The following is a 12,728-nucleotide window of genomic DNA, read 5'->3' as shown; positions in this document are numbered from 1 at the left end:
ATCTAAAGGATTAGTTACAAAGACTAAAACTTTTCCACATTGCCTTATATAATGTAGCTTATTTTATTAAATTCGCAAGATTATATCAGTAGCTAATTAATTCCGTTTTTAACGGACCAAAAGAATTATGGCAGAAGATTTAGAATATCAGGACAGCGACAAGATCATTCCTATTAATATAGATGAGCAGATGAAATCTGCTTACATCGATTATTCGATGTCTGTTATTGTGAGCAGGGCATTACCAGATGTGAGAGACGGATTAAAACCGGTTCACCGCAGAGTATTATATGGTATGCTGGATTTAGGTTTAGGCAGTGGAAAACCTTATAAAAAATCAGCCCGTATTGTGGGTGAGGTACTAGGTAAATATCACCCACATGGTGATTCATCTGTGTACATGACCATGGTACGTATGGCGCAACCTTGGAGTTTGCGTTATATGATGGTTGATGGACAAGGTAACTACGGCTCAATAGATGGAGATTCTCCGGCGGCTATGCGTTATACTGAGGCACGTTTCCAGAAAATTGCTGAAGAAATGCTTGCCGATATTAACAAAGATACGGTTGATTTTCAACTTAACTTTGACGATTCTTTACAGGAACCGACGGTTTTACCATCTAAAATCCCAAATCTGTTAGTTAATGGTGCGTCAGGTATTGCCGTAGGTATGGCTACCAATATGGCTCCGCATAATTTAACAGAGGTAGTAAATGCAACCATTGCTTATATAGATAACAGAGACATTACCATTGCTGAGTTAATGAAATATGTTAAAGCCCCTGATTTTCCTACAGGTGCTATTATTTATGGTTACTCAGGTGTTCAGGAAGCTTTTGAAACAGGAAGAGGCCGTATCGTAATGCGTGCCAAAGCCGAAATAGAAATCATAAAAGACAGAGAGAGCATTGTTGTTACAGAAATACCTTATCTGGTAAACAAAGCCCAGATGATAGAGCGTACAGCAGAACTGGTAGGTGAGAAAAAGATCGAAGGTATTTCTAATATTAAAGATGAGTCTAACAAAGATGGTATCCGTATTGTATATGAAATAAAAAGGGATGCCAACGCCAATATCGTATTAAATAATTTATTTAAATATACAGCTTTACAAAGCTCATTTAGTGTAAATAACATTGCGCTGGTAAATGGACGTCCGCAATTGTTAAATCTTAAAGATCTTATCCATCATTTTGTCGATCACAGACATGATGTGGTGGTTAGGAGAACAAAATTTGAATTAGGAGAGGCCGAAAAACGTGCGCACATTTTAGAAGGTTTACTCATAGCTTTAGACCATATTGAAGAAGTAATTAAACTGATCAGATCTTCAGATACACCAGAAGACGCACGTACAGGTTTAATGGAAAAATTTGGTTTAAGCGATATACAGGCCCGTGCAATCTTAGATATGACTCTTAGAAGGTTAACCGGACTGGAAAGAGATAAGATCAAAGATGAATATGCTGAATTAATGAAAACCATCGAATACCTGAAATCTATATTAGCAGATGAAGGTTTAAGAATGAAGATCATTAAAGATGAGCTGACAGAAATTACCGATAAATATGGTGACGAGCGTAGAACATCTATCGTTCATTCTGCAGAAGATATGAGTATGGAAGACTTTATCGAAGACGAAGAAGTTGTAATTACCATATCTCACGAAGGTTACATTAAACGTACACCGGCTACAGAATACAGAATACAGGGACGTGGAGGAAAAGGTTCAAAAGGAAGTGATTCAAGAAATGAAGATTTTATTGAGCATTTGCTGGTAGCCACTAACCATAACTATATGCTATGCTTTACAGATGCAGGTCGTTGTTTCTGGTTACGTGTATATGAAATACCTGAAGGTACCCGTCAAAGCAAAGGAAGAGCGCTTCAGAATATTATCAATATTCCCAAAGAAGAAAAAGTTAAAGCCTTTATCAAAGTTAAAAACCTGAAAGATCAGGAATACTTAGAGAATAACTTTATCATCATGTGTACCAAAAAAGGTACTATCAAGAAAACCTCTTTAGAAGCTTACTCAAGACCAAGAGTAAACGGTATCAACGCAATTAACATCAATGAAGGCGATCAGCTTTTAGAAGCCAGTCTAACAACCGGAAGCAGTGAAATATTAATGGCATTGCGTTCAGGAAGAGCTATTCGTTTTAACGAAAGCACCGTAAGACCAATGGGCAGAACGGCAACAGGAGTAAGAGGCGTAACCCTAAGTCATGATAAAGATGAGGTAGTTGGCATGATTGCTGTAGATAACCAGGAGGCAACTGTATTGGTAGTTTCAGAAAAAGGTTATGGAAAACGTACCGATATAGAAGATTACCGCGTTACCAACAGGGGAGGTAAAGGTGTAAAAACCATTAACATAACCGAAAAAACCGGTGAACTGGTAGCTATTAAAAATGTTACGGATGAAGATGACCTTATGATCATTAACAAATCTGGTATCATTATAAGAATTGCTGTAGCAGAATTAAGAGTAATGGGCAGAGCAACACAAGGTGTGAGATTAATTACCTTAAAAGGTAATGATGAAATTGCATCTGTAGCCAGAATTGATCATGAAGAAGAAGAGGAAATTGTAAACGGCGAAAATCCGATAGACGAAGGAACAACATCGCCAGCATCAGATAATGAATAACTAAAAACTAAAATTATAAAATGAAAAAAATCCTTTTAAGCGCCCTTTTATTGGGAGCAGTAGTAGGTGCCCATGCTCAGAAAGCTGAAGTAACAGAGGCACGTAAATTATGGGAGATATTCAATAACATAGGTATTAAAACAATGCCTTTGAATAAGAATTTAGAGAATCTGGAAAAAGGCCTGAAACATACAGATAATGCAATAGCCAACGAGAAAACGAAATCTTTAGCTGAAACATGGAGTTTAAGAGCCTCTTTATCATCAGCAATCAGCGTTATGGATACGCTTGATTTTAACAACTCTATAGCAAAGCAAAAAATTGCTGAAGAAGCAATTGCTAAGACTAAGGAGCTGGATAAAAAAGGTGATGAGAAACAAGCTCTTGAAAACGCTCAGATCAATGTTGAAAATGCAATCAATACCAGAGCAATAAAATTATACAATAAGAAAGACTATAAAGGAGCTTTAGTTGAGTTTAACGAACTAATTGCAAGAAAGCCTGGAGATACGGGTCTTTACATCAATGCCGGCGTTACTGCAAAGCAAATGGGTGATTTCCCGCAGGCCATTAAACACTTCAGGAAAGTAATCAGTTTCAACGTTCCTGAATCAAAAGATTTCTACCGTGAAGTAATTAACATGTCTTTAGATAACCTCAAAGATACAACAGGAGGTTTAGAACTAGCAAGAGAAGCACAAGCAAAATTCCCATCAGAATCTGACTTTATAGGTATAGAAACCGATATTTATATTACAAGGGGTGATATCGCAAAATCTCAGGAGTTATTAGGTAAATTGATTGAAAAAGATCCTAAAAGAGCTATTTACCAATATTTAATGGGCGATACCTATTATAAACAGGCACTAAATATACAAGAGCAGCGCGTTAAAATAGATGCCAAAAAAGTAAAAGAATACAATGCTTTAACTGCTAAAATGGTAGCTTTAGTAGATCAGTCTATTCCTTATTATAAAAAAGCTTTAGAATTAGATCCTAAATCAGAACCAACATTGCAAACGCTTAAACAGATTTATGCGTTTAAAAACGACACAAAAAATTACGAAGAGGTTGATAAATTATTAAAAGCATTAAAAAACTAACTGCTATTAAATAATCTGGCAAAAGGACGATAAACTTGAGTTTATCGTCCTTTTTTATTTTCTTTGTAAGGATGCGCAGGATATATTTTCTTTTCATATTATCAGTTTTATATTGCAATACTGTAAATGCACAAGGTTCGCAGGTAAAGATAGCCAATAACAGTGTCGGAAAACTGCAAACCAGTATCAGTAATAAAGAAGACCAGAAAAAACAGTTTACCATTATAGGAGAGGGGCTTAAAGCAATTGAAAGTGCTCAAAGCGATAAGAAAACCAAGAACTGGCCAGAAACCTGGGCTATAAAAGCATACCTTACATCTTATGTGGCACTGGTAGATGAAAACGAACAAAGTGCCGAAAAAAACTTTTCTTTAGCAGTAGAAGCCGTAGCTAAAGCTAAGGAATTGGATAAATTTCAGTCTAACCATGAACTCATTGGAGCTGCCGAAAAAAACATCATTGCCAAAAAGCAGAGTTTAGGCACAGAAGCTTTCAATAATAATGACTTTTTAAATGCTTATACTTTATTAAAAGATGTAAGTGATCGTTATCCAAAAGATACATTATTAGCCGTAAATACCGCTATTTGCGCACAAAACATACAACAATATAACGATGCACTGGCATTTTTGTTAAGAGCTAAAGAAGCTGGTATTAAAAACCCCAGTGTTTATCAGAATATAGCGGCAATCTATACTTCAAAATTTGAGAATGAACTGGCTATTAAAACCTTAGAAGAAGGCTTACAGCTCAATCCATATCATGTATCATTAAATAATGATTATATTAACCTGCTGTTAGATAATGAGAGATATGAAAAAGCATTGAAAAGAATCGAAAGCTCTTTAGGTCAGGACAATCAAAATAAACTACTGCTTTTTTTATATGGATACCTACAGCAATACAAACAGAATAACCTGTCAAATGCAGAAAATGCCTATAAAAAAGCTCTTAATTTAGACCAGAATTATTTTGATTCATTATATCAGCTGGCTTTGGTTTTTTTAAGTGAAGCCAATAACAGTTTAAATAATAAAAACGTATCCAAATACAATTCATTTACTAACCATGCAGAATTTACTTTGCTCAGAGCTTACGAGATCAATCAGAATAACAGAAATGTTATCAAACTATTGATTGATATTTATACCCGAAAAAATCGTTTGGATCGGGTGCAAGAGCTTAAGCGTAAACTGAACGAGTTTTAATTGCTTTTAACCGCCTGATCAAAATCAATTGTATCATTTCATGAAGTGAGGAGATAGTGATAATATAACTTAACATAATGTCAATTATGTAACAAAATAATCCTCCCATAAATGCTCGTATAATGAATGTTAATAAATAGATTATGCCAACGCATAGAAAAGAAAATAATTTGTCTTGTATTCATTAACCCTTTATTTTTTAATTTGATGTTTGATAACTAATTACTAAATTTGTTAGTAATTCATGAAAAGATCAGGCAGCGCAGATTTACCCTTACACTACGGCCATGTACCACTCTGGCTGGCAGAACGTATGGGCAAATTAGGAAAAGCCATCGTGGAAGAAATACTATCCAATCAGGGTAAAAATGCTTTATTATCTAAATTAAGCGATCCTTTTTGGTTCCAAAGCTTAGGAGCTGTAATGGGTATGGACTGGCATTCTTCGGGCATTACCACCTCAGTAATGGGTGCTTTAAAAAGAAGCATTAACCCTAATACTAAAGAATTTGGTATTTTTATTTGTGGTGGTAAAGGCAGGCAGTCCAGAAATACACCCAATGAAGTATTGCGTTTTGCTGAGTTGAATGGTTTAGCCGCTCAAGATCTGGTTAGAAGCAGTAAATTGAGTGCTAAAGTAGATAATACAGCTATTCAGGATGGGTTTCAATTGTATCAACATCATTTTATTATAAGTAATGAAGGCCAGTGGACAGTTATACAGCAAGGGATGAGTAACAGCAGCTCTACCGCACGTCGTTACCATTGGCATTCTCCTTCCATAAAATCGTTCACAGAAGAGCCCCATACAAGTATTTACGGAGAAAATCAGGGTAATATTCTCAATCTTACCGATAAGATGGCCCAACCTTTAAAAACAGCTATGATGGAAGTTACCTCAGAAAACCCGGATAGAATGCTATCTGAGATTTCTAAGATCAAACATTTGGTTATGCCTATGCATCATGATGTAAAAGCAAAAGATGTGGATATGAAACGCTTAGGTGCTGTTTTGTGGCTTGCTCAAGAAAAGAACGTGAACAATTTTGAAGAATTATTGTTACTTGAAGGTTTAGGGCCCAGAACTTTGCAGTCTTTGGCTTTAGTGAGCGAGGTAATTTATGGAAAACCTTCACAGTTTAAAGATCCTGCCCGTTTTTCTTTTGCCCATGGCGGTAAAGATGGTCACCCCTTCCCTGTTCCGACTCAGGTTTATGATGAAACGATTGATACTTTACAGCAGGCTATACAAAAATCGAAATTAGGACAGAGTGACAAAATACAGGCCATACAATCGCTTTCTAAAGTAACAGCCCGCTTGGCAGAGGATTTTGTGCCTAATGGTAATTTTAACGAGTTAATTGCCCATGAAAGATCTAACTCGTGGAAATATGGAGGAAGAACGGTATTTGGTAAAGCCAAAGCACCGCAAAACCAACAATTAGATTTATTTCAATGATCAGTTACGATAATCTTACATTAGCCGAAGCAATAGTCATACAAGATGAGCTCAAAGCAGAATTGCGTTTAGATCTGGTAGAAAATCTGGATTTTAAAACTGTTGGAGGAGCGGATATTTCTTTTAATAAAGGCAGTAACCAGTTTTTTGCAGCTATTGTTATACTGAACTTTCCACATATGACTTTGCAGGGTTATGCACTGGCTCACGGCACCAGTGATTTTCCCTATATCCCTGGTTTTTTAGGTTTCAGGGAAGTGCCCAGCTTGCTAAAGGCATGGGATATGATCCCGAATAAACCTGATGTGCTGATCTTAGACGGGCAAGGTATTTTACATCCTAGAAAAATGGGAATTGCTTCCCATTTTGGCGTACTTACCCAACACTTAACAATAGGTTGTGCTAAAAACTCACTTTTTGGTAAGTATGAAGAACCTGCTCTTCAGAAATATTCTGAAAACCCTATATATGGACATCACGAAATTTTAGGTTATACACTTCGTACCAAAGACCGCACTCAACCCGTGTATATTTCTCCGGGCTATGGTTTAAATGTTTCGCAGTCATTAAGCATTATCCGTAAATGTATAGGCAAATACCGTATTCCTGAACCTACAAGAATAGCGCATGAAATTGTAAATCAATTCAGAACAGGCCATTTAAAAGAAGGTTATCATAAAATTTCTCAAAATCCCGAACTATTTTAAACCATTTATCTTTTTCAAGAAATAAACTATTTTTACACCATGTCAACTAAAAAATCATCCGCGATCATTTTCATATTTATTACGTTACTGATCGATTTTACGGGTTTCGGTATCATTATACCGGTTATGCCCAAATTGATTGAAGAATTAACCGGTAAGGGATTAGATGTTGCTGCAGAGTATGGAGGTTATTTACTGGTAGCTTATTCATTGGCACAGTTCTTATTTTCTCCGATTATAGGCGGCTTAAGTGACCGTTTTGGTCGGAGGCCTATTTTATTGCTTTCTTTGTTCGGCTTGGGTATCGATTATATTTTCCTTTCTTTTGCGCCTAATATTTTATGGCTGTTTGTTGGAAGGGTAATAGCCGGTATTACCGGTGCCAGTTTCACTACGGCCATGGCTTATATTGCAGATATTTCAACTCCAGAGAAGAAAGCACAGAACTTTGGAATGGTAGGCGTTGCTTTTGGTGTAGGTTTTATCATAGGACCTGTTATTGGTGGCTGGTTCAGTAATATGGGATTGAGAGCCCCTTTTATGGTTTCGGCTGTTCTGGCTCTTTTAAACTGGTTATATGGTTATTTTATTTTACCCGAATCATTAGCTCCTGAAAAAAGACGTGCGTTTTCGTGGGGAAGATCCAATCCCCTGGGCTCTTTATTGAATGTTTCAAAATATCCTACGATTATTGGTTTAGTAGGTGCTTTATTGCTATTGTATATTTCAAGTCACTCTGTACAATCTAATTGGAGTTATTATGTAATTGAAAAATTTAAGTGGGATTCTGAAATGATCGGTTATTCTTTAGGTGTGGTTGGTGTGGTTATTGCGTTGGTGCAAGGTGGACTGATCAGGATATTGATCCCTAAAATAGGAAATAAAAGGGCGATTATATACAGCTTGATATTGTATATCATCGGTTTTACTTGTTTTGCTTTTGCTCCTAACGGCTTAATGATGATGCTGTTTATTTTTCCTTATTGTTTGGCGGGTATTGGAGGTCCGGCTATGCAAACTATTATCTCAAACCAAGTAGCAGATAATGCCCAAGGCGAAGTACAGGGAATTATTACGGCTATGCAAAGTCTGGCCGCAATTATTGGCCCTTGGTTAATGACCCATATATTTGCTTATTTTATTGCAGATCACACCACTTATTATTTTCCGGGAGCACCTTTTATATTGAGCGCATTTTTAACGCTCATTGCTTTATTCATCGCCATTTTTACGCTACGTAAACACCATTAAAGCAGTTCATTAGCCAAATTGGCCAGTTCGCTCCTTTCTCCTTTTTGTAAAGTTATGTGTGCATAAAGAGGATGATGCTTGGCATTTTCTATCAGGTAAGATAAACCATTACTTTCAGAATCGAGGTAAGGCGTATCTATCTGGTAGATATCGCCTGTAAAAACAATTTTGGTATGTTCGCCCGCCCTACTGATGATGGTTTTAATTTCATGTGGAGTTAGATTCTGGGCTTCGTCTATAATAAAGAAGATTTTAGTAAGAGTGCGGCCTCTTATAAATGCCAAAGGTGCTATTTCAATCTTTTCGGTGTTAACAAGCTCATCAATCTTGCTCTGCATTTTTTCATCTTTACTGAACTGCTCACGTATAAATTTGAGATTATCCCATATAGGCGCCATGTAAGGATCAACTTTAGATTTTACATCGCCAGGTAAAAAACCGATGTCTTTATTGCTTAGAGGTACAATAGGCCTGGTAACGTAAATCTGCCGGTATTCTCTGCGTAATTCTAAGGCACTGGCAAGGGCCAAGAGTGTTTTCCCCGTACCTGCATTACCCTGTATGGTTACCAGTTTAATTTCGGGATTTAATAATGCATCAATGGCAAAGCTTTGTTCGGCATTACGTGGAGCTATTTTAAATATTTCCTTATCAGAAATCCATCTCAGGGTATTATTGGCAGCATTGTAAAATGTATTAAGTTCTCTGCGCTTGTTTTTTAAAATATAGAAATGATTACCTGCTCGATAAGGCAGTTTTGCATGAGCTGCATCAATAAGTGTATTTGCCTTTAAATGATCAAAAATAGGAGTATCTATATTTTTAATTTCTGTTTTACCTGAGTAAAGCTCTTCTACATTTTTTATTTTCCCTGTTTCGTAATCTTCGGCATGCAGATCTAGTGCTTTGGCTTTTAAACGCAGACATATATCTTTTGATACCAGGATTACTTTGCGTTTAGGATGTTCTTCTTTTAGGGCTAAGGCGGTATTTAGAATTCTGTTGTCAAATTTATCTTGGCTAAACAACAGTTCCGCATTATTTTTTTGAGGTTTTTCATTAAGCAAAACTTTAAACTTACCTCCACCCTTTTTATTTAAAGTTACCCATTTATTTAAAAGATGATTTTTAGAGGCCTGATCTATAATTCTTATAAAATTACGAGCTTCAAAATTTCTGGTATCGTTACCACTTTTAAAATTATCCAGTTCTTCGAGTACTAAGGCGGGTATGGCAACATCATGCTCCTGAAAATTATGGGCCGCATTATGATCGTATAAAATTACGGAGGTATCAAGAACAAATATTTTTTTGTCTGTTGTTTGAGACTTATTTTCTTTACTTGCCATATAAGCTAAAATAACCATTTGGCTATTAAAGTTTTTAATTTTTAGAATAAAAAAACGGAGAACCGCCTCTTTCGATTTGATTCTCCGCTTAAACCCAATTCTAACCGTAGTTAGATATGGGCCATCAAAAGAAAATTACTTGACCTAATTTCTGAAATGCTGTTTTTCAACTTTATTTCATCTTTTAATTGCTGTCAAAGTTTCACCGCCATAGCGTATTTTAACTTGTGTATCTGCAATGTCTGTTATTAAAACTGTTCAACTAACTTTGTTTAGTATTTCTACTTTTTTATTTTACTCTCAGACCAAACTGATTTCGAATTTTAGTTTCCTGGATATTGGATATTAATCGCAATAAGGATGCGTCTGTTATAAAACTTCCGCAAATTAAACCTGTTTTTTAATCCCGAAAATTTTAGCCTCTGGCTTCATCTTCGTTTTGGATTAATGTTCAGACTGTCAAAGTACTTCCTGTTTGATAATACTAAGTTAGATTAGCTATAGCTATTTGTCAAGAAAACAAGATTGTTTTTACTAACAATTTATAAACCAGCTAATTGTATTTTATAAACATTTTTAATAACAAATTTCTTTACTCATTGGCTTAAAAAATGGGATTATTCTATTTTATGCTAAGTTATTAACATTCAGTTTTTTAACAAAAATTCTTCATCACTGATATTTTTTTACTTTTTAAATTTCTTAAAAAAATAAAAAGATGCTGCAAACTTTAATTTGTTATGCTTGTAGAATGATATAAATATTAGATTTGTGTATGCTCAACAGGCCTATCAGAAATACGCAGGATTTTTTATTAAGCAATTACTTTGTAGAAGGTTTACGCATAACCTTTGGGGTAATTTGCCCGCCTTTAATTTTAGCGCATTTTGGCATGTTGCAATACGGCATGACCTTGTCATTAGGGGCTATTTGTGTAAGCATTGTTGACACGCCGGGCCCAATGCACCACAGACGCAATGCCATGCTGATTACCATTGCATTGTTGTTCATTGTTTCCATAATAGTTGGATTAACCAACAAAAACATCATTTTTACAGGCTTAATCCTTGTTATTTTCAGTTTCATTTTTTCCATGTTCCTGTTGTTTGGCAACAGAGCATCTGCAATAGGTGTTGCGGTCTTGCTGGTCATGGTATTAAGTATAGACGATATCAGGCCTTGGAATGAAGTTTTATTATCGGCAGGCTTGGTATTATGTGGCGGTGTATGGTATGCTATCTTAAGCTATGCTATTTATAGAATAAGACCTTATAGGTTGGCGCAACAGGTGTTGAGTGATTCAATTTTGCAGGTGGCCGAATTTTTAAGGGCCAAAGCCAAGTTCTATGAAGAAAAAGTTAATTACGATAAGAATTTCAAGGCTTTAGTACAATTACAGGTAGATGTAAGCCAGAAGCAGGATGAAGTGCGGGAGGTATTGTTCCGTACCCGCGAAATTGTAAAGGAATCTACTCCTCAGGGCAGGTTTTTATTGGTTGTATTTACCGATATGGTCGATCTTTTTGAGCAGGTAATGTCAACCTATTACAATTACAAGCAATTGCATGATCAATTTGACCAAGCAGGCATTCTGTACAGGTACAAGCTGATCATCAATAAGATTTCTTATGCTTTAGATGATATAGCCTTTGCATTGAAAACCGGAGGTACTCCTATCATATCCAATACATTGGATAAAGATCTGCTTAGTTTAAAAGATGAGATAGGAAAATTAGAGCAGACAGGATCTGTCCAATACAATGCACTAGGTATTATAGCGCTTAAGAACATAGAGGTTAATATAGAAAACATCGTTCAGCGGGTTAAGAACATTGTAAGCTATTTTAATAAAAAAGAACGCAACAAAATTAAGAATGGTGATGTTGATGTGGCAAAATTTGTAAATAAACAACAGATTGATCTTAAGATCCTGGTTGATAATTTAAACTTTAAATCAGCTGTTTTCCGTCATTCTTTAAGGGTTTCTATTGTAATGTTGGTGGGCTATATTGCGGCCAAAAGCCTTGCTTTTTCGCATAGTTACTGGATTTTGCTTACCATACTGGTCATTTCAAAACCTGGATTTTCTCTAACCAAAGAGAGAAATTACCATCGGATTATTGGAACAGTAATCGGTGCGTTTATTGGTATGGGGATCTTACATTTTGTAAGCGATAAAAATACATTATTTTTTATTCTGATCATTTTCATGATCGGCGCATACAGTTTCCAGCGAAAAAACTACGTAATCAGCGTGTTGTTCATGACTCCTTATATCTTGATTATGTTCGATTTTCTGGGTTTAGGTACAATGGCCGTGGCAAGAGAAAGAATATACGACACATTGATAGGTTCTGGAATTGCCTTTACCGCAAGTTACTTGTTGTTCCCCAACTGGGAAAAAGAAAAGCTGAAGGAAGCGATGGTAAATACGCTAAAATCTAATGCAGAATATTTTAAGCAGGTTATCAGGCTTTATTTTGAGGATGAGAACGATATTACGAGCTATAAACTGGCGAGGAAAGATATTTTTATCAATTCATCCAATTTATCGTCTTTGTTTCAACGCATGTTCTCTGAACCCAAAAGCAAGCAAATTTATATTAAGGAACTACACCAGTTTACGGTATTAAATCACTTGCTTACCTCTTATGTGGCCAGTTTAGCATTGTACATAAAGGAACATAATTTTATCAGCGTAAACCCGGATAGTTTAAAACTCATTGCCGAACATACAGCTTTTCTTTTAAACAGTTCAGTAGATAATTTATTTTACGATAAAGAAGGTGTTAATAATGTACAATTGATACATCGAAAGAGTAAAGAAGAAAATGTACTTCATGCCGATATACAAGAAAACACCACTGCGATTATAGAAGAGCACTTTGATCTGATACAGAAAGTGGCTTATGATATTTATAAGATTACTGAGAAGATCAACGTTAAGAATTTTTAGTAATAAGGGTGTTAGTAGATTGAACGTCATTCCGTACTC

8 protein-coding genes are annotated in these 12,728 nt (G+C 35.8%); 7 read left to right on the top strand and 1 reads right to left on the bottom strand.

Features of this window, described 5'->3' with window-relative positions:
- Positions 1-127: 127 nt before the first annotated feature.
- The 6 genes from gyrA to ACLHG9_RS11080 all read left to right on the top strand — a co-directional run bounded on the left by gyrA (position 128) and on the right by ACLHG9_RS11080 (position 8,384).
- Positions 128-2,656, top strand: coding sequence for a DNA gyrase subunit A (gyrA, locus tag ACLHG9_RS11105; protein WP_410221554.1), 2,529 nt, complete (start codon positions 128-130; stop codon positions 2,654-2,656).
- Positions 2,657-2,676: 20 nt separating this feature from the next.
- Positions 2,677-3,759 (top strand): hypothetical protein, encoded by a 1,083-nt coding sequence (locus tag ACLHG9_RS11100; RefSeq protein WP_410221553.1) that lies wholly within the window; start codon positions 2,677-2,679, stop codon positions 3,757-3,759.
- Between the two features lie 71 nt (positions 3,760-3,830).
- Positions 3,831-4,967 carry a tetratricopeptide repeat protein gene (locus ACLHG9_RS11095; protein ID WP_410221552.1) on the top strand — a complete coding sequence of 379 codons (1,137 nt, stop codon included), beginning with the start codon at positions 3,831-3,833 and terminating at the stop codon, positions 4,965-4,967.
- 244 nt (positions 4,968-5,211) lie between these two features.
- Positions 5,212-6,426 carry a DUF763 domain-containing protein gene (locus ACLHG9_RS11090; RefSeq protein ID WP_410221551.1) on the top strand — a complete coding sequence of 405 codons (1,215 nt, stop codon included), beginning with the start codon at positions 5,212-5,214 and terminating at the stop codon, positions 6,424-6,426.
- Positions 6,423-7,133 carry an endonuclease V gene (locus tag ACLHG9_RS11085; protein WP_410221550.1) on the top strand — a complete coding sequence of 237 codons (711 nt, stop codon included), beginning with the start codon at positions 6,423-6,425 and terminating at the stop codon, positions 7,131-7,133. Before ACLHG9_RS11090 ends, ACLHG9_RS11085 begins: the two co-directional genes overlap by 4 nt.
- 39 nt (positions 7,134-7,172) lie before the next feature.
- On the top strand, positions 7,173-8,384 hold the full coding sequence (locus ACLHG9_RS11080; protein ID WP_410221549.1) for a TCR/Tet family MFS transporter: 1,212 nt from the start codon (positions 7,173-7,175) through the stop codon (positions 8,382-8,384).
- Here ACLHG9_RS11080 and ACLHG9_RS11075 read toward each other — a convergent pair.
- The gene (locus ACLHG9_RS11075) at positions 8,381-9,733 is read right to left on the bottom strand and encodes a PhoH family protein (protein WP_410221548.1); all 1,353 of its coding nucleotides are present in this window, start codon (positions 9,731-9,733) and stop codon (positions 8,381-8,383) included. The two genes, ACLHG9_RS11080 and ACLHG9_RS11075, sit on opposite strands and share 4 nt — an antisense overlap.
- Positions 9,734-10,508: 775 nt before the next feature.
- Here ACLHG9_RS11075 and ACLHG9_RS11070 point away from each other — a divergent pair.
- Positions 10,509-12,689 (top strand): FUSC family membrane protein, encoded by a 2,181-nt coding sequence (locus tag ACLHG9_RS11070; RefSeq protein ID WP_410221547.1) that lies wholly within the window; start codon positions 10,509-10,511, stop codon positions 12,687-12,689.
- Positions 12,690-12,728 lie beyond the last annotated feature (39 nt).

The sequence above is a fragment of the Pedobacter sp. genome (genome assembly GCF_046462515.1).
In the GTDB taxonomy this organism is placed as follows: domain Bacteria; phylum Bacteroidota; class Bacteroidia; order Sphingobacteriales; family Sphingobacteriaceae; genus Pedobacter.
The sequence above is the reverse complement of the archived record's forward strand: the minus strand, read 5'-3'. Positions and strand labels throughout refer to the sequence as shown.